The organism is Streptomyces sp. GbtcB7, assembly GCF_019091445.1.
In the GTDB taxonomy this organism is placed as follows: Bacteria; Actinomycetota; Actinomycetes; order Streptomycetales; family Streptomycetaceae; genus Streptomyces; species Streptomyces mirabilis.
In genome coordinates this window covers 1-17,322 of record NZ_JAGXJM010000068.1, presented here as the reverse complement: position 1 = coordinate 17,322, position 17,322 = coordinate 1, and the positions used below count along the sequence as shown (strand labels likewise).

Annotated in this window: 18 protein-coding genes; 8 read left to right on the top strand and 10 right to left on the bottom strand. The window is 71.5% G+C overall.

Annotation, left to right across the window (positions count from 1 at the left end):
- Nucleotides 1-2: 2 nt before the first annotated feature.
- On the bottom strand, nt 3-1,595 hold the full coding sequence (locus KVT44_RS52810; RefSeq protein ID WP_190171053.1) for an oxidoreductase: 1,593 nt from the start codon (nt 1,593-1,595) through the stop codon (nt 3-5).
- A gap of 175 nt (nt 1,596-1,770) precedes the next feature.
- Here KVT44_RS52810 and KVT44_RS52805 point away from each other — a divergent pair, with 175 nt between their 5' ends.
- Both KVT44_RS52805 and KVT44_RS52800 read left to right on the top strand, forming a co-directional pair.
- Entirely contained in the window at nt 1,771-2,133 is a 363-nt protein-coding gene (locus tag KVT44_RS52805; protein ID WP_054234260.1) for a DUF1304 domain-containing protein, read from the top strand.
- The gene (locus KVT44_RS52800) at nt 2,130-2,684 is read left to right on the top strand and encodes a TetR/AcrR family transcriptional regulator (protein ID WP_067360187.1); all 555 of its coding nucleotides are present in this window, start codon (nt 2,130-2,132) and stop codon (nt 2,682-2,684) included. Before KVT44_RS52805 ends, KVT44_RS52800 begins: the two co-directional genes overlap by 4 nt.
- A 4-nt stretch (nt 2,685-2,688) precedes the next feature.
- Here the strand turns inward: KVT44_RS52800 and KVT44_RS52795 are convergent, their stop codons facing one another.
- Nucleotides 2,689-3,543, bottom strand: coding sequence for a hypothetical protein (locus KVT44_RS52795; protein ID WP_217575997.1), 855 nt, complete (start codon nt 3,541-3,543; stop codon nt 2,689-2,691).
- A 114-nt stretch (nt 3,544-3,657) separates the two neighbouring features.
- The gene (locus KVT44_RS52790; RefSeq protein ID WP_190171051.1) at nt 3,658-4,602 is read right to left on the bottom strand and encodes a GlxA family transcriptional regulator; all 945 of its coding nucleotides are present in this window, start codon (nt 4,600-4,602) and stop codon (nt 3,658-3,660) included.
- A gap of 69 nt (nt 4,603-4,671) precedes the next feature.
- On the opposite strand from KVT44_RS52790, the gene KVT44_RS52785 reads away from it, so the two are divergent.
- The gene (locus KVT44_RS52785; RefSeq protein ID WP_099919101.1) at nt 4,672-5,622 is read left to right on the top strand and encodes an NADP-dependent oxidoreductase; all 951 of its coding nucleotides are present in this window, start codon (nt 4,672-4,674) and stop codon (nt 5,620-5,622) included.
- A 45-nt stretch (nt 5,623-5,667) separates the two neighbouring features.
- Here the strand turns inward: KVT44_RS52785 and KVT44_RS52780 are convergent, their stop codons facing one another.
- The gene (locus tag KVT44_RS52780) at nt 5,668-6,774 is read right to left on the bottom strand and encodes an NAD(P)-dependent alcohol dehydrogenase (protein ID WP_190171049.1); all 1,107 of its coding nucleotides are present in this window, start codon (nt 6,772-6,774) and stop codon (nt 5,668-5,670) included.
- A 32-nt stretch (nt 6,775-6,806) separates the two neighbouring features.
- Entirely contained in the window at nt 6,807-8,264 is a 1,458-nt protein-coding gene (locus KVT44_RS52775) for an aldehyde dehydrogenase (RefSeq protein WP_190171048.1), read from the bottom strand.
- 105 nt (nt 8,265-8,369) lie between these two features.
- On the opposite strand from KVT44_RS52775, the gene KVT44_RS52770 reads away from it, so the two are divergent.
- Both KVT44_RS52770 and KVT44_RS52765 read left to right on the top strand, forming a co-directional pair.
- The gene (locus KVT44_RS52770; RefSeq protein ID WP_099919104.1) at nt 8,370-8,807 is read left to right on the top strand and encodes a MarR family winged helix-turn-helix transcriptional regulator; all 438 of its coding nucleotides are present in this window, start codon (nt 8,370-8,372) and stop codon (nt 8,805-8,807) included.
- A 164-nt stretch (nt 8,808-8,971) separates the two neighbouring features.
- Nucleotides 8,972-9,352, top strand: a complete 381-nt coding sequence (locus tag KVT44_RS52765) for an anti-sigma factor antagonist (RefSeq protein ID WP_099919105.1) — start codon at nt 8,972-8,974, stop codon at nt 9,350-9,352.
- 44 nt (nt 9,353-9,396) lie between these two features.
- On the opposite strand, the gene tuf is transcribed toward KVT44_RS52765, so the two are convergent.
- Both tuf and KVT44_RS52755 read right to left on the bottom strand, forming a co-directional pair.
- Nucleotides 9,397-10,590 (bottom strand): elongation factor Tu, encoded by a 1,194-nt coding sequence (tuf, locus tag KVT44_RS52760; protein ID WP_099919106.1) that lies wholly within the window; start codon nt 10,588-10,590, stop codon nt 9,397-9,399.
- A 114-nt stretch (nt 10,591-10,704) separates the two neighbouring features.
- Nucleotides 10,705-11,658, bottom strand: a complete 954-nt coding sequence (locus KVT44_RS52755; RefSeq protein WP_190171046.1) for a ribose-phosphate pyrophosphokinase — start codon at nt 11,656-11,658, stop codon at nt 10,705-10,707.
- A gap of 247 nt (nt 11,659-11,905) precedes the next feature.
- On the opposite strand from KVT44_RS52755, the gene otr(A) reads away from it, so the two are divergent.
- The 3 genes from otr(A) to KVT44_RS52740 all read left to right on the top strand — a co-directional run bounded on the left by otr(A) (nt 11,906) and on the right by KVT44_RS52740 (nt 15,412).
- A complete protein-coding gene (otr(A), locus tag KVT44_RS52750; protein ID WP_217575995.1) occupies nt 11,906-13,762 on the top strand; it encodes a tetracycline resistance ribosomal protection protein Otr(A) in 1,857 nt (618 codons plus the stop codon).
- A 173-nt stretch (nt 13,763-13,935) separates the two neighbouring features.
- A complete protein-coding gene (locus KVT44_RS52745; protein ID WP_075028065.1) occupies nt 13,936-14,598 on the top strand; it encodes a DUF4230 domain-containing protein in 663 nt (220 codons plus the stop codon).
- A gap of 232 nt (nt 14,599-14,830) precedes the next feature.
- Nucleotides 14,831-15,412, top strand: a complete 582-nt coding sequence (locus KVT44_RS52740) for a VanZ family protein (protein WP_217575993.1) — start codon at nt 14,831-14,833, stop codon at nt 15,410-15,412.
- 89 nt (nt 15,413-15,501) lie between these two features.
- Here the strand turns inward: KVT44_RS52740 and KVT44_RS52735 are convergent, their stop codons facing one another.
- Genes KVT44_RS52735 through KVT44_RS52725 form a run of 3 tightly spaced genes read right to left on the bottom strand, consistent with a single transcriptional unit; the run spans nt 15,502 to nt 16,994 of the window.
- A complete protein-coding gene (locus tag KVT44_RS52735; protein WP_308314392.1) occupies nt 15,502-15,879 on the bottom strand; it encodes a peptidase inhibitor family I36 protein in 378 nt (125 codons plus the stop codon).
- Nucleotides 15,876-16,604 (bottom strand): hypothetical protein, encoded by a 729-nt coding sequence (locus KVT44_RS52730; RefSeq protein ID WP_217575991.1) that lies wholly within the window; start codon nt 16,602-16,604, stop codon nt 15,876-15,878. The genes KVT44_RS52735 and KVT44_RS52730 overlap by 4 nt, the downstream gene beginning before the upstream one ends.
- 3 nt (nt 16,605-16,607) lie before the next feature.
- Nucleotides 16,608-16,994 (bottom strand): hypothetical protein, encoded by a 387-nt coding sequence (locus KVT44_RS52725; protein ID WP_217575989.1) that lies wholly within the window; start codon nt 16,992-16,994, stop codon nt 16,608-16,610.
- Nucleotides 16,995-17,322 lie beyond the last annotated feature (328 nt).

Here is a 17,322-nt window from a genome sequence, read left to right as displayed (position 1 = left end):
GATCACGCCCTGCGGAGGGTGCGGTTGGCGCCCGCGGCGGCCGTCGTCGCGAGCAGCCAGCCGAGGCAGACCAGGACCGCGGCCGCCCACTGGAGTGCGCCGCGTGGGCTGAACGCCTGTTCCTGCCCGAAGTCGACGAGCGGCAGTACCAGGTCGAAGGTGTAGATGGCGGCCTGGAAGCGGGGCGGCTTGCCCGGGTCGACGGGCTGCGGGGGCCAGCGGGTGAACAGCAGGATCCCGCTGAGCACGATCGCGCACAGCCACCACACGGCGCGCATCGGCAGATAGCCGTAGCCGACGGTGATGTCCTGGAGGCCGCTCCACACCCGCCCCGGCCACGGCAGGGTGGTGCGCAGCCGCCGCTGCTTGGCGAGCAGGACCGTACGGGCGTCGCCGTCGTGCCCGTGCTGGCGGTAGGCGGCGGCCAACTGCTCGTAGGGCTGTGGGGTGAAGCCCTCGGGGTCTCGGGCGAGCAGGGGAAGCCGTTGCGCGGCGGGGAGTTGGGGCAGCAGGCTGTCGTAGACCACGCCCTCCATGCGCAGCGCCGTGGGCCAGCTGTCCGGGGTACCGCTCAGGACGGTGACACGGGTGTGGCTGAGGTCGACGGTGCCGCGTACGGGTGCGCGGAAGCGCATGTCGAGTTCGGAGGCGGTGGAGCGGCGGCTGAGGAGGGCGGGCTGTCCGACGGGGGCGTCGATGAGACCGTCCTTGAAGCAGAACCGGCTGCGCACGGTGACGCTGCTCATGGAGAGCCGGCCGCGCGCGGTGAAGCCGTCGCAGAGGTTGAACTCGGCGCCGACGTCTATGCCGTGGGCGCGCAGCGCGGGCCCGTGCTCCGCGGTCAGCGAGGCGTCCTCGAACAGCGCGCCGCCGCCGACCCGGGCGTCGCACAGATCGACCGTGCCCTCGGCGACGAACCCACCGCGGCAGTTCAGGTCGCCTCCTATGTGCAGCCGCTTGGCATTGAGCGCCCGCCCCGAAGGGTTGCGCAGCTCGGCGCGCTTGAGCACGACGGTGCCGCGTACGGAGGTGTCCCGCAGGTCGGTGCAGCCGTCGACGCGCAGGCCCGAACCCGCCTGGATGTCCCCTCCGACGGTGGCGCACAGCAGTTGCAGCGCCCCTTCCCCGCGGCGCTCGCCGTGCCCGGTCAGCCGGCTGTCCTCCAGGTGCAGGGTGCCGCCGATCGAGGCGCCGTAGAGATCGATGGGCCCCTCCACCCGGCACCGGGTGAGCTCGCACTGCCGGCCGATCGTGACGCCGACCGCGGAGAGGCCGGGCAGCACGCAGTCGCGCAGCTCCAGCGCCCCCAGGGAGGCGCCGTCGAGGCAGGGGACCTGCTCGAAACGGCAGGTGTGCAGCCGTAGGGTCCCGGCGACGACCGCCTCGGCCAGGTCGAGCCGTCCGGTGATCCGTACGTCCCTGAGCCTCAGCCGCGGCAGATGGCCCGGTTCGGCGGGCGGCGGCGCGAGCAGGAGGCGACGCACCACCGAGGCCCGGACCTCGCCCCCGTCCGCGTACCACTCCCCCCTGCGGAACGCGGCCCACATCTCCCGCTCACTCCCGCTCCATCCACCCGGCGCGAGGCTGCCCGACACGTCAACTCCCCCTCCAGCAACGGAAACCGGAGCATCGCTACCCAGGGCGGCGCGCGGGGCAACCTGAGGCGCCCCGTGACTTCCTGGACAGTCGTCCAGCTATAGTGGACACCCGTCCAGGAAACATCTGTCCAGGGACACCGTGGACAGCCGTGTACGAGGGAGCTTGCTGACGATGGAGACGGTCGCGAACGTGCTGGTGGGCCTGGTGGCCGCGCTGCACGCGTACATACTCGTGATGGAGATGTTCCTGTGGGAGAAGAAGCCGGGGCGCGGCCTGCACGGCTTCGACCCGGAGATGGCCCGGGCGACCGCGCCGATGGCCGCCAACCAGGGGCTCTACAACGGGTTTCTCGCGGCGGGCCTGGTGTGGGGGCTGATCGCCGCCGATCCGACCGGGTTCCGCGTCCAGGTCTTCTTCCTGGTGTGCGTCGTGGTCGCCGGGGTGTACGGGGCGCTCACCGCCAACCGCCGCATCCTCTTCGCGCAGGCCCTGCCCGGCGCGCTCGCCCTGGCCGCCGTCCTGCTCGCGCGGTGACGCCCGAGGACCCGCGGGCCGCCCGCACCCGCGAGAAGCTGCGCCGGGCGCTCCTCGCGGAGTGCGCCGAGCACCCGCTGGAGGAGGTCGGCGTCGCCGCACTGGTGCGGCGGGCCGGGGTCGGCCGGGCCACCTTCTACGTGCACTACGCCGACCTGGAGGCCCTGGCCGTCGACGCCTGTGCCGATGTCGTACGGGAGGCCGTGGAGGCGCTGCACGCGTGGCGCGGGCGGCCCGACCCGGTGTCCGCGCCACCCGCCCTGCTCGCGTTCTTCGCCGACCTCGCCCCGCACGCCGGCCTCTACCGCGCGCTGCTCAGCCCGGGCGGGGGCGGCCCGCTCGGGCACGTCCTCCATCGCGACCTGCGCGCCCGCAGCCTGGCCGAGCGCACCCTCGCGGGCGCCGCGGACGCCCCGCTGGTGGCCTCCGCGGTCGCCGCCACGTTCGCGGGGGTGCTCGCCGACTGGCTGCACGGACTCCTTGAGGGCACCCCGGAGGAAGTCGCCGACCAGGTCTGGCAGTTGCTGGTCGCCCTGCACATGAGCCGCTGAGGTCTCACATGCAGGCCGCCCGCTCCTTCGTGGCGGGCCATGCTTCGACCCCGTGGTTCGTGCGTACGTACGCCGTGGCCTTGTCGTCCGTCAGCCAGAGTGCCCAGTCGTGGTAGCGGTATCCGGTGTCGTGCGCGGCGGCGGGCATAGCGACGTCTCCCCTGTACGCGGCGGTGAGCAGTTGGCTCCCGAGCGCCCCGCGCGGATCGCGGGCGTACTGCCTGGCGTCCTTGCCCTCGCCCAACGTGAGGAAGTGGACGCTCTGCCAGTCGCAGTGCTCCGGCCCCGTCGAGCTGCTCACCGTCGTGGTGGGCACGCGACGGCCGTCCCGGTCGGTCCAGATCTCGAACCTGGTGTCCGTGAAACTCGCGGGGAGTTCGGCCGGGTCGCAGGAGGCGTTGGTCTCCGGGCCCCAACCGGGGCGGTGCGGCTGGTCCTTGGCGACGACGACGGCCACCTTGGTTCTGCCGTCGACGTCATACGAGAACAACACACGGTCCTTCTCCCTTCGCTCCACCCGGTAGCCATGGTCGGGCAGTTCGGGCAGGTCCATGTCGAAGTAGGCGTTCAGGCCCTCCTCCGGCGTCGAGCCGCCGTCGCTCTCGGCCCATCCGTCACCCCCGCCGCCCGAGTAGATCTTGCCGTCGCACTCCAGCGCCCGCCCGGCCGCTCCCGAGCTCTCCTCGGCCTCGTCGGCGCTACCGTCGGCGCTCTCCTCGAACGGCAGGTCCAGCCGCCCCGCGTACGGCGTTGCCGGAGGCGTACCGGTGACGACGAGTCCCTCACGCATCCCGTCGTCGTCGCACCCCACCGCCGCCAGACCCACCAGCACCACCGCCGCCGCGATCCCTCTGCGCATCCCTGCCCCCTGTTCCACGAACGATCGCTGTACCTCCTCCGACGCACGAGGGACCGTGATCGTTCGTACGAGGGACGGTGAGCGAGCGTACGAAGGACGGTGAGCGCTCGTCGCTCAGCGAGCCGCTTGGAACGTACGCCGGTAGGCCCCCGGCGAGACGCCGATCGCCGCGTGCAGGTGCTGGCGGAGCGAGGTGCCCGTCGCGAAGCCGACCTCGCCGGCGATCTGGTCCACCGAGAGGTCACTGGACTCCAGCAGATGGCGGGCCCGGGCAACGCGCTGCTGGATGAGCCAGCGGCCGGGACTCATGCCCACTTCGTCGTTGAAGCGGCGGGCGAAGGTGCGCAGGCTCATCCGGGCGTGCCCGGCGAGATCGGCCAGGGTCAGCGGGTCACCCAGTCGGGCGAGGGCCCACACTCGGGTCGCCGCCGTGCTGGTCGCCGCGGCCTCGGGCACGGGCTGCTCGATGTACTGGGCCTGACCGCCGTCGCGCCAGGGCGGCACCACACAGCGTCGGGCCACCTTGTTGGCCAGCTCACTGCCGTGGTCGTTGCGCACGATGTGCAGACAGACGTCGACACCGGAGGCGGCACCGGCGGAGGTGAGGATCGTGCCGTCGTCCACGAAGAGCACGTCCGGGTCCAGGTGCACCCGCGGGAACATGCGCCGGAACGCGTCGGCCAGCTGCCAGTGCGTGGTCGCCCGCCGCCCCTCCAGGAGACCGGCCGCCGCCAGCACGAACGCGCCCGTGCAGATGGAGACGATGCGGGTGCCCGGCCGGATGAGCGCGAGCGCGGCGGTGACCCCGGCGGGGAGCTCCGCGCTGACGGCGGCCGGGTCGACGGCGGGGATCACCACCGTGTCCGCCGTGCCCAGCACCTCGGGGCCGCGCTCGACGGTGACCGAGAAGTCCGCGTTGCTGCGCACCGGCCGGCCGTCGACGGTGCAGGTCAACACCTCGTACCGACCGTCCGCCGCGCCGAAGATGCGGCTGGGGATGCCCAGGTCGAAGGGGTAGACGCCGTCCAGCGCCAGGACGACCACTCGCTCCACTCTCATGGCACGATCTTATCGAAGGTTGGCAATCTTGCCATTTCGCGGAGCGCGCGGTCCCGGCAGGCTGGGTTCATGAGCACTGCGAACACGATGCGCGCGATCAGTCAGGACGTCCTCGGCGGGCCCGAGGTACTCAAGGAAGTGGAGACGGAGCGGCCGGCACCCGGGCCGAGCGAGGTACTGGTGCGGGTGCGGGCGGCCGGGGTCAACCCGACCGACTGGAAGCACCGGGCGACGGGCGGATTCCTGGGGCAGCCGCCCTTCGTGCTGGGCTGGGACGTCTCCGGAGTGGTGGAGGCCGTCGGGGTCGGCGTCACCCTGTACGAGCCCGGCGACGAGGTCTTCGGCATGCTGCCCTACCCGTTCGGGCACGGCTCGCACGCCGAGTACGTGACCGCGTCCGCCCGCTCCTTCGCGCCCAAGCCGGCCGGGATCGACCACACGGAGGCGGGCGCCCTGCCGCTGGTCTCGCTGACCGCCTGGCAGGCGCTGGTCGACACGGCCGATCTGCGGCCGGGACAGCGGGTGCTGATCCACGCCGCGGCCGGCGGCGTCGGGCATGTGGCCGTGCAGATCGCCAAGGCGCGCGGCGCGTATGTGATCGGCACGGCGAGCGCGGGCAAGCACGAGTTCCTGCGCGGCCTCGGCGCCGACGAGCTGATCGACTACCGGGAGACCGACTTCACCGAGGCGGTCCGGGACGTCGACGTCGTCCTGGACACGATCGGCGGGGAGAACACCTTCCACTCGCTGCGTGTGCTGCGCGAGGGCGGGATCGTGGTGTCGATCCTGCCGATGGGTCGGGAGGAGCTCTACAAGGAAGCCGCGGCGCTCGGTGTGCGGGCGGCGCGGATGCTGGTGGAGGCGGACCACGCGGGCATGCGGGCGGTCGCGGACCTCGTCGACGCGGGCAAGCTGCGCGCGACGATCGCCGGGACGTTCCCGCTGGCCGATGCCGCCGAGGCACACGCGCTCGGCGACACCGGCCGGACCACGGGGAAGCTCGTGCTCACGGTCGACTAGAAGGCAAGTACGGGTCGTCGACCAGAAGTCAGTACGGGTTGTCGACTAGAAGGTCAGTACGGGCTTGATCGTCTTGCCCGCCTTCATGTCCCGCACCGCCTGCTCGATGTCCGCGAACGGATAGTGGCTGATCAGGCGGTGCAGCGGGAGCCGTCCCTCCTTCACGAGCTGGACCAGCGCGGGGATGAAGGTCTGGGTCTCGCCGTCCCCCAGGGTGAGGCCGACGATCCGCCTGCCGGGGATCAACCCGTTGACGTCCAGGGCGACTTCGGTACCGAAGGGCGGCGCGCCGACGACGACCAGGGTGCCGCGCGCGGCGAGCGCGTCGGCGCCCTGGCGCAGTACGGCGACGCTGCCGGTGGTCTCGACGACACCGTCGGCACCGTGACCGTCCGTCAGCAGCGCGACGACCTCGCCGAGGTCGGCCTCGCCCGCGTCGATCGTGTGCGTCGCACCCAATTCCTTGGCCAGGGTGAGGCGTTCGGCGACCCGGTCGACCACGATGATCCTCGTGGCGGGGGTCAGGGCGGCGGCCATCACCGCCGACAGGCCGACCGCTCCGGCGCCCAGCACGACCAGGGTGTCGCCGAGCCTGGGCTTCAGCACGTTCCAGACCGCACCGACCCCGGTCTGCACCCCGCAGCCCAGAGGGGCGATGGACTCCAGCGGCACATCGGGGTCGACCTTCACCAGGCTGCGCGCGTCGACCAGCGCCCGCTCGGCGAAGGAGGACTGCCCGAAGAAGTGCCCGCCCAGCGGGACTCCCGCACGGCTGATCGTGCTGGTGCCGTCGGCGCGCCGGCCGCCGATGAGGTTCAGCGGCAGCCAGGTGGCGCAGTAGGCGGGGTGCCCGTCACGGCAGTTGTGACAGCCGCCGCAGGAGGTGAAGGACAGGACGGCATGGTCGCCGGGGGCGACGCCGGTGACGTCCGGTCCGACGGCCTCGACGACGCCCGCTCCCTCGTGGCCGAGGACGCCGGGCAGGGGGAAGGGCAGACCGCCGCTCGCCACACCGAGGTCGGTGTGGCACAGGCCGGTCGCCACCATGCGGACGAGGACTTCGCCGGAGCCGGGCTCGTCGAGTTCGACATCGGCGAGCGTGAACGGCGCGCCTGAGGACTCGACCACGGCCGCGCGGGTGGAGGTGGACATCGTACGAACTCCCTTGGGTGATGGTGCGCGGCTCAGTCGAGCGAGACGACGACGGACTTGACCTTGGTGTAGGAGGCGAGGGCCTCGGGCCCGTACTCCCGGCCGAAGCCGGAGTCCTTGACCCCGCCGAAGGGGACCGCGGGGTCGAGCATCGCCCAGTCGTTGATCCAGACGATGCCCGCCTGGAGCCGGTCGGCGACGCGGTGCGCGCGGGTGAGATCGCTGGTCTGGATGCCCGAAGCCAGGCCGTACGGGGTGGAGTTGGCCAGTGCGACGGCCTCGTCCTCGGTGTCGAAGGGCTGGACGGTGAGGACCGGGCCGAAGATCTCCTCCTGGATCACGCGGGAGTCGTTCGGCAGGCCCGCGAGGACCGTGGGCTTGTAGTAGTAGCCGCCGTCGAGGTCGAGCCGCTCGCCGCCGCAGACGATGCGGGCGCCCTCCTTGCGGGCCAGTTCGACGTACTCCTCGACCTTCCGGAGGTGCCTCTCCCCCGCCATCGGACCGACGACGGTCTCGGGGGCGCGGGGGTCGCCGACCGGGACGCCGGGGACGGCGTCGGCGAGGATGTTCAGCAGGGTGCTGTACACCGAGCGTGCCACCAGCAGCCGCGGGCCGCCCATGCAGAACTGCCCGGTGTTGAAGACGAATCCCTTGATGACCGCGCCGACCGCCTTCTCCAGGTCGGCGTCCTCGAAGACGACGTGGGCCGCGTTGCCGCCCAGTTCCATGGTGACCGGCTTGAGCGCCTCGCCCGCGACGCTCGCGGCGTGCCGGCCGACGGCGGTCGAACCGGTGAAGGCGAGCTTGTCGATGCCGGGGTTGCGCAGCAGGGCCTCGCCCGCGACCGGTCCGCTGCCGGTGACGACGTTCACCACACCGTCCGGGACCCCGGCCTCCTGGAGCAGGCGGGCCATGTACAGGGCGCTGAGCGGGGTCTCGTCGGCGGGCTTGTGCACCACGGTGTTGCCGGCCGCGAGAGCCGGAGCGAGCTTCGAACTGGAGAGGATCAGCGGGAAGTTGAAGGGCGTGATCGCGGCGACCACGCCGAGCGGTCCCCGGCGCGTGTAGGCGAAGGCGCCCAGCGGGGTGTCGCGGGTGGCGCCGTCCAGGGTCTGGGCGAGCGCGGCACAGTACTCGTACTCGTCGGCCGCCGTGAGCACGTCGACGGGGCGGCACAGGGAGATGGGCTTGCCGACGTCGAGGCTCTCCAGGGCGGCGAGCTCGTCGGCGTTCTCGCGGATGAGCTCCGAGACGCGGTGCAGCACCCTGCCCCGCTCCCGTCCGCTCAGGCCGGCCCAGGGGCCGTGGTCGAAGGCCTCCCGTGCGGCGCGTACGGCGGCGTCCACGTCCGCCGCGCCCGCCTCGGCGACCGTCGTGACCACCCGGCCGGTGGACGGGTCGATCACGTCCGTACGCGCTCCGTCGGCCGCCTCGCGCCACTGTCCGCCGATGAACAGCCGCCCGGGCCCGCTCTCGAAGGTGGTCGTCATTGCCCACTCCTCAGCCTTGATCGCCAAGATTTCAACCAACAGGATTCCTGTTGGTTCGCAGTCTCATTACGGACAGGTTTCCTGTCAATGCCTTAGGCTGAACCCATGGTCGGCACCCAGGTAACGAAGGCACCTCCGTCCCTGCTCTACATGGTCAAGCAGGTGGAGCTCGTCGTGCGCTCCCACCTCGACGAACTGGTGAAGCCGGCGGGGATCACCGCACTGCAGTACACGTCACTCACCGTGCTGGAGCGACACGACGGCCTCTCGGCGGCACAGCTCGCGCGGGACTCCTTCGTGACCGCGCAGTCGATGGCCGACCTGGTGCGCTCACTGGAGAACCGCGGACTGATCCGCCGCGAGCGCAATCCGCACAACCGGCGCGAGCTGCTGATCCTGCTCACCGACGAGGGGCGCGAGCTGCTGGCGCGGTACACCGACGCGGTACGTGAGCTGGAGGAACGCATGGTGCGCGAGCTCAGCGCACACCAGACGGATCAGTTCCGCCAGGCTCTGTCCAAGGCGTGGCACGCTCTGTCGTGATCAGCGTGGCCGACCCGAGGGACGACTCGCCCGCCAAATCGCAGACATATGTCAATCGAACATGCTGGAATTCACTCCAACGAGGGTAACTTGCAGAGCAGGGAACGGTTTTGCGGGCCCTGCCACCAGGAGTGGGTCAGCAGCCGGTTGGAGGCGATGTCGCCGTGACGTACGACCCCGCACCGCCCACCCGCCACCTGCGCGTCCGCCTGGACCGGGGTCACACGGTGCTGGAGTTCCACGGGGAGATCGACATCGTCGCGGCGCTGGAGATCACGCCGTACCTGGACGCCGTGACGGGGCACCCGGAGCCGCGGATCGTGATCGACCTGCGGCCCGTGGAGTTCTTCGACTGCTCCGGGCTGCGCCTGCTGTACCGCGCCAGAAGTCGCGTTCTCGACCGGGGCGGCCGACTGCACCTGGTCTGCACCCGGCCGCTGACGCTGCGCGTCCTCAAGGTGACCGGCCTGGCCCGGCTCCTGCCGCCCTCGGCGTCGCTGGACGCGGCGCTGGGGCAGCCGGAGGCCGCGTCGGGCACGTTATGACCGCTGCCGACCGGACGGTGCGACCTCGGCCGGCTCCCCCTCGCTCACTTCAGAATCTTGGTGACCTGCCCCGCCCCGACCGTCCTGCCGCCCTCCCGGATGGCGAACTTCAGGCCTTCCTCCATGGCGATGGGCTGGATGAGCTGCACGTTCATGGTGGTGTTGTCGCCCGGCATGACCATCTCCGTGCCCCTGGGAAGGGTCACGACACCCGTCACGTCCGTCGTGCGGAAGTAGAACTGCGGCCGGTAGTTGTCGAAGAAGGGCGTGTGCCGTCCGCCCTCGTCCTTCGACAGGATGTACGCCCGCGCCTCGAACTGCGTGTGCGGGGTGACCGAACCCGGCCTGATCACGACCTGCCCCCGCTCCACGTCGTCACGCCTGACCCCGCGCAGCAGCAGGCCGACGTTCTCCCCCGCCCGGCCCTCGTCGAGGAGTTTGCGGAACATCTCGATGCCCGTGACGGTGGTCTTCGTCTTCTGCTCGTGGATGCCGATGATCTCGACCTCGTTGTGGACCTTCAGCACCCCGCGCTCGATCCGGCCGGTGACGACCGTGCCGCGACCCGTGATGGTGAAGACGTCCTCGATCGGCATCAGGAAAGGCCGGTCGACGTCCCGGACCGGCTCGGGCACGAACTCGTCGACGGCCGCGAGCAGTTCGAGAACGGAGGCACTCCACTTCGGGTCGCCCTCCAGCGCCTTGAGCGCGGAGACCTGGACGACCGGAACGTCGTCGCCGGGGAACTCGTACTCGGTGAGCAGCTCACGCACCTCGAGTTCGACGAGTTCCAGGATCTCCTCGTCGTCGACCATGTCCGTCTTGTTGAGGGCGACGACGATGTACGGGACGCCGACCTGCCGGGCGAGCAGCACGTGCTCCTTGGTCTGCGGCATCGGCCCGTCCGTCGCCGCGACCACCAGGATCGCGCCGTCCATCTGCGCGGCCCCGGTGATCATGTTCTTGATGTAGTCGGCGTGCCCCGGGCAGTCGACGTGCGCGTAGTGCCGGGCTTCCGTCTGGTACTCGACATGGGCGATCGAGATGGTGATGCCGCGCTGGCGTTCCTCGGGCGCCTTGTCGATCTGGTCGAACGGCGTGAAGGGGTTCAGGTCGGGAAACCGGTCGTGCAGAACCTTCGTCACGGCCGCCGTGAGTGTCGTCTTCCCGTGGTCGATGTGCCCGATGGTGCCGATGTTGACATGCGGCTTGGTCCGCTCGAACTTCGCCTTCGCCACTGCGAGCCCTCCTGATCACCTGGGTGACGCCGAGCGTTGCTGCGCCGCTTCCTGGCTGGGGGCCGAGCGAGGTGCCGAGCACTGAACGAGGTCAGGAAGGGTCGCTCTTCCTGTTTATTCGTTCGGGGGCGCGTCGAACAGGGCGCTGACGGACTCACCGTTGTGAATGCGGCGCACGGCCTCGGCGAGCGCCGGGGCGATGGACAGGATCCGCAGCTTCTCGGTGTGCTCCTCGTCCGGCACCGGCACGGTGTTGGTGCACACGATCTCCAGGATGTCCTCCTGCTCGCTCAGCCGCTTGAGCGCGCCCGCCGCGAACAGCCCGTGGGTGCAGGCGACCCGGATGGATCGCGGCCCCAACTCCCGCAACCGCTCCAGGAGTTCGAGGACCGTACTGCCCTTGGCGATCTCGTCGTCGAGGACGATGACATCGCGCCCGGTGATCTCACCGATGACGGAGCTGATGCTCACCCGGTCGTCGGCGAAGCGCTGCTTGGCACCGGCGGCCACCTGGGCGCCGATGAGCCGGGCGAAGGCCGCGGCCTCCTTGGCGTTGCCCAGGTCCGGCGACACGACCGTCGTACGCGACAGATCGTAACCACGGAAGTGCGCGGCGAGCTCCCGCAGGGCGTGCAGATGGTCGACCGGCACCGAGAAGAACCCGTGGACCTGCGGGGAGTGCAGCGTCATCGCGAGGACGCGGCTGGCCCCGGCCGCCACCAGCAGGTCGGCGACCAGCCGCCCGCCCATGGAGATCCGCGGCATGTCCTTCTTGTCCGAACGCGCGTACGAATAGTGCGGCATGACCACGGTGATCCGCCCGGCGGAGGCGCCACGCGCCGCGTCACACATCATCAGCAGTTCGACGAGGTGCTCCTGCACGGGGGTGACCAGCGGTTGCACGAGGAACACATCGCGCTCGCGACAGTTGGCCTGGAGCTGGACCTCCAGGCAGTCGTTGGCGAACCGGCTGACCCGGGTCGGGCTGAGGGGCACGCCGAGATGGGCGCAGACCTCTGCCGCCAGCTCGGGATGGGCACTACCGCTGAACACGGCGATGTCACGCACGACCGCTCCTCGCAAGATCGATCCGGGTGCGCCGCCGGTCGGCATGATCGACCCGGGATGCGTGCTTCATGCTACTGGGCCCCGCCCGGGTACTCCCACCGGGGGAAATTCGGTTGCGCACGGTCACGGGGCATACGCCAGGATGGTCCCGCCAGCGCCCCTCACCCACGGGAGAACGACATGCGCCGATTCCTCGGAACTTCTCAGCGCCCCCACCGGACGACTGTTCCCGAGGACTCGACCACGCATGAACACTCTGAACATCGGCATTCTGGCCCACGTCGACGCGGGTAAGACCAGCCTCACCGAGCGGCTGCTCTTCGACGCCGGCGCCATCGACCGGCTCGGCAGCGTCGACGCCGGTGACACCCGCACGGACGACGGGGAGATCGAGCGCCGGCGCGGGATCACCATCCGCTCGGCCGTCGCCGCCTTCACCGTCGGCGACGTCCAGATCAACCTCATCGACACCCCCGGGCACGCCGACTTCATCGCCGAGGTCGAGCGTGCCCTGGAGGTCCTCGACGGCGCCGTGCTGCTCCTGTCCGCCGTGGAGGGCGTGCAGGCACAGACGCGCGTCCTGATGAAGACCCTGCGACGCCTCGGGCTGCCCACCCTGCTCTTCGTCAACAAGATCGACCGGGCGGGTGCGCGGGAGGCGGGGCTCCTCGACGACATCCGGCGCCGCCTCACGCCGCACGTCGTCCCGCTCGTCGGTGTGCGCGGCCTCGGCACCGCGCGTGCCCGTCTCGTCCCGCGCCCGCTGGACGAGACGGCGGCCGGCACACTCGCGGAGGTGGACACGGACGTCCTCGCCGCGGTCGTGGACGGCCCTCCGCCGACCCCGGACGACCTGGCGGCCGCGCTCGTCGCGCGCACCGCCGACGGCTCCCTCCACCCGGTCTTCTTCGGGTCCGCCCTGGGCGGGCAAGGAGTCACCGAGCTGGTCGAGGGACTGAGCCGGCTCGTCCCGCGCCCGACGGCCCCCGACTCCGCCGGGCCACGGGGCACGGTCTTCGCCGTGCGCCCCGGACCCGGCGGCGAGCGCACGGCGTATCTGCGGCTGTACGGCGGTGAAGTGACGCGTCGTCAGCGGCTCGCGTTCACCCGGCGCGAGGCCGACGGGCGCACCACTCAGTTCCCCGGCCGGGCCCGGGAACTGGAGGTCGTGGGGCGGCCGGGGGCGGCCACGTTGACCGCGGGCAACATCGCCGCGCTCCGGGGCGTCGCCGGCATCCGCGTCGGCGATCGGCTCGGTGAGGTCACCGACCGTGCGCCGCAGTTCGCGGCGCCGACCCTGGAGACCCTCGTCCGGGCCCGGCACCCCGACCAGGCGGCCCCGCTGCGCTCGGCCCTCCTCGCGCTGGCCGACCAGGACCCGCTGATGCACGCCCGGCCCGCCGCGTCCGGCAGCACCGCACTGCTCCTCTACGGCGAGGTGCAGAAGGAGGTCCTGGCGGCCACGCTCGCCCAGGACTTCGGCATCGACGCGGAGTTCGAGCCGAGTCGGGTGCGGTTCCTGGAACGGCCGGACGGCACCGGCGAGGCCTGCGAGGAGATCCAGCGGCACGGGCACGTCGGGTTCTGGGCCACGGTCGGGCTGCGGATCGAGCCCGGACCGCACGGCTCCGGTGGCGTCTTCACGTACGAGACCGAGCTCGGCGCCCTGCCCCGGGCCTTCCACCAGGCGATCGAGGACACGGTCCACGCGACCCTGCTCTCCGGTCGGCACGGGCGGCCGGTGACGGACTACCGGGTGACACTCGTCCGTTCCGGATTCGCCGCGCCGCTCAGCACGGCCGCCGACTTCCGCGGCCTCACCCCGGTCGTGCTGCGACGCGCGCTGGAGCGGGCCGGGACGCGGGTGTACGAGCCGTACCACGCCTTCGAGGTGGAGCTCCCGCTCGATGCGCTGGCCCCGGTCACGTCCCGGCTCGCCGCGCACGGCGCGCAGTTCGGGGAGACGACCGGCGGCCGGACCTCCTGGCTCGTCACCGGCGAGCTGCCGGCCCGGCATGTACGGGAGGTCGAGCTGCGGCTGCCGGGGCTCACCCGCGGAGAAGGGGTCTGGTGGTCCCGCCCGTCGGGGGACCGCCGCGTGTAGTGCGGCGGATGCGGTACGACGGGCGGACGCGGCGCTCATTCGGCGTACGGCGATGTGCGTCGGCCGGTGCCGCCGGAGTGGACGCGCTCCCCGTCAGCGACGTCAATCCTCCAACAGGGCGGCCTAGTAGGCGATTTGGGGGGCATTCGGTGAGCAGGAAGGAGGACCGCCGAATGACGACGTCCATCAAGCGCCTGCCCAAGCGCATGCCCGCGTGGGCCAAGGCGATCACTGCCGTCGTGCTGGTGCTCGTGGTGCTGTTCGCCGGGCTGCGCCTGGCCGTTCTGCCTGGGCTGCGCGACCTGTTCGGCACCCAGACGCACGACCGCTCCGGACCAGCCCTCCTCAAGTCGATCCAGGACATGAGCCGTTACGACGCCGCCTCGGGCAACTTCCAGGTGGTGGTGGACCTGGAGAAGGATGCCAAGTACCTGCCCGACGCGATCCGCGGCACCCGCACGCTGTACGTGGGGGCCGGCACGGTCGAGGCGTACGTCGACCTCGGTTCGCTCGCCAAGAAGGACGTGACGGTCGACGCCGACCGCACCACGGCCACCCTGCGGCTGCCGCACGCGTTCCTCGGCAAGCCCGCACTCGACCCCAACCGTTCGTACGCCGTCTCCAAACAGCGTGGGCTGCTCGACCGGCTCGGCGACTTCTTCTCCGACAACCCGGACAGCGAACAGGCCGTGCAGAAGCTCGCGGTCAAGCACATCGGCGACGCGGCGAAGGACAGCGAGCTCACCAAGCGGGCCGAGGAGAACACCACCGGCATGCTCGACGGCCTGCTGCGCTCCCTCGGCTTCAAGGAGGTGACCGTGAGCTACGGCGCCTGAGCCCGGCCGCACTCCGGCGAGGGTCCGGTGGGGCGAGGCCGTCGCCCCGCCGGAACCCAGCCTGCCGCACGGCGACGAACAGCGCCGGGATCCCGCCGGGCGCCCGTGCCCCCGAGTGCCCGCGGGACGCCCTTTCATGACCCCCTCCTTCCGCCGCGCGGGGCTCGGCATCGAAGGACGCTTTGCGGGTAACCGCCCTTACCTGGAGAACAGTTGAAACCGGGAGAATCGAATGGTCCGTACGGCGTCACTCTTGAGCACCCTGCGCACCACCGGTACAGCGAAATCCGGTCGACGGTCATCGGTACCCGCGCAGGAGCGCAAGGCGCTCCCGCTGCCCGTGCGGCTGCTCGTGATGCTGCTGGCCTTCGTGGCCATGGTGGCCTTCGCGGTCGCGCTGGCCCGGCTGACGCTGGAGCCGTCACCGGCGTCGAAGGCGCTGATCCACACCAATCTGCACCCCGGCAGTTCTCTGCGGGCCTATCTCGACCAGCCGGCACTGCGCGACGCCGTGAAGCAGATCGGCGGGAACGTCGTGCTCGGTGTGCCGTTCGGCGTGCTGGTGCCCGTGCTGATTCCGAAGGCCCGGGGGATCCTGCGCGTTCTGCTGCTCACCGCGGTGGTGATGCTGCTGGTCGAGTTGGTCCAGGGCACGCTGATCACCGGACGCGCCTTCGACATCGACGATGTCATCCTCAACACGTCCGGAGCGCTGGTGGGTTACCTGCTGCTGGGACGGCGGATGGGCCGGGCGGTGCATCCCAAGCGCCGTCGGCAGGGCCGACGCAACCGGCGCGAGGCCCCGAAGGCATGAGGGGCCGCACGGCATGACCGTCCGCCCGCGGCCCCCACCGCGGGCGGACGGCGTTGGTCGGCCGGAGTCGATCGGCTGGGGTCGGTCTCTCAGCAGCCCATGGACCAGGTGTGCGAGTCACCGCGGTCGTTCGCCACGGCGTTGTAACCGACCTCCTCCCCCGGTCCGAGACAGATGGTCATGGCGCCGCCCTGCCAGGCGTCCTCGTAGACCTTCACGTGGTCCTTGACGCCGGGGCCCGAGATGCCGTGGTTGGCCCAGGAGGAGTCGGTATCGGCGATCCAGCTCTCCCACCACCCGTCGTCCCCCGACCAGTTGGCGCGCTGGCCGTCGAAGTTGGCGTTCTCCCAGACGCAGAAGTTGCCGCTGGGGCAGTCGGCCGCGCCGGAGGGGGTGGCCAGGGCGAGGCCGCCGGTGAGGGCGAGCAGGGCCGCGGCCACGGAGAGGGCGAGACGCTGGGTGATCACGAAGAGTCACTGCCTTTCTTCAGGGTTACCTGCACGGTCCGCTCGGCGTAAAGATCCGCCGCGCGGCGCAGTGCGCGGGTGCGCAGCTGCCGGTAGGTGGTCAGTTGTCCGTGCCGCTCGGCGCGGACCCGGGCCAGCAGGGCCGGTTCCAGCCGCGCCCGCAGCCGCGTGAGGCCGCTCTCACGCGCGCAGCGCGTGGAGACGGCGGGGTCGGGGCGGCCGGGGCGGGCCCCGTGCGCCGGGGTGACACAGCGGGTCCAGCGGGCGGTCGCGGCGCGGTAGTCGGGGTCGCGCTTCATGCGCTGCTGGGCCTCGGCCCGCAGGTTGTTCACGACGACGCGAGTACGGAACCACAGCCGCTGGTCGCCGTAGAGATCGCGCTCGGCGGCGGCGAGGCAGCCGTCCGTGTGGGCGGTGACGGTGTAGCCGGTGGCGAGGGTGACGGAGAGCTCGGGGTGGCCGCGGCCGAAGAGGGCGCCCTGCAGTCGGCGGTCCTGCGGGGCCGCGGCGCTGTGGTCCTGCGGGGCCGAGGCGCTCGGGAGGGTCAGTCCCTGCCGGGCCAGACAGCGGTCGACGAGCACCTGCTGGGCGGCGTCGATGAGGTCGTCGCGGTCGCGCTCGGTCCTGGGCAGCGGGGGCACGGCTCGCTGCGCCGTCGCCGTGGAGCACCCCGTCAACGCCAGCACCGTGAGCGCGGCGGCGGCGAACGCGCGAAGGAGTCGCACGGGTCAGCCGACCTCGCAGCCCATCATGGTGTCGGCGACGCCGTCGAGCCGGGCGCCCCAGGGCCAGTTGTCGGCCAGGTCGTGCGCCCGGATCAGCCGGGCGTAGCAGGTGCCGCGGCCCCAGTCGATGGCGTACACGGCGGTGTCGGCGTTGGACCTGAAGGATGCGGCCTTGTCGTGCAGGAACTCCGGGACTTCCGTATAGCCCGGTGGGGTGTAGCACCACGACGAGCCGTGCTGTCCGGCGGCGGTCCAGAAGCACACGTCTCCGGCCCGCGACGCGCCGTGCGTCGCCGCGCTCGCCGGTACGGCGGCGAGGAGGGCGGTCGAGGCCAGCAGACCGGTCGAGGCGAGGAGGGCGGCGGCGGGCACGGCGAAGCCACGGGGCATGACGACTCCCGGAGGGAAGAGGGGGCGCCGGGGCGGTCGCGATCACCCGGCAAGATCAACCGTGCCCTCGCGGGAATCGGCCCATGCCGGGTTCCCGCCCTTTGGTGATCTTTCCTGGGGTGCGGAGTCACTCCTCCCGCGACAGCTCACACCGGCGCGAGCCCCGAGGTCCGCGCGCTCCCCGCCCCCTCGATCCAGCTGCCCGGCGCCGCGACCCGATCCGCCGGACCGGCCCTAGGTCCTGTCGTCACATTCCCGTCGTCCGCCCGAAGGGCGGGCCCTGCGGCGTCAGGTGCGTGCTCTCGGCGTGCCGGGCACAGGCCCTCGT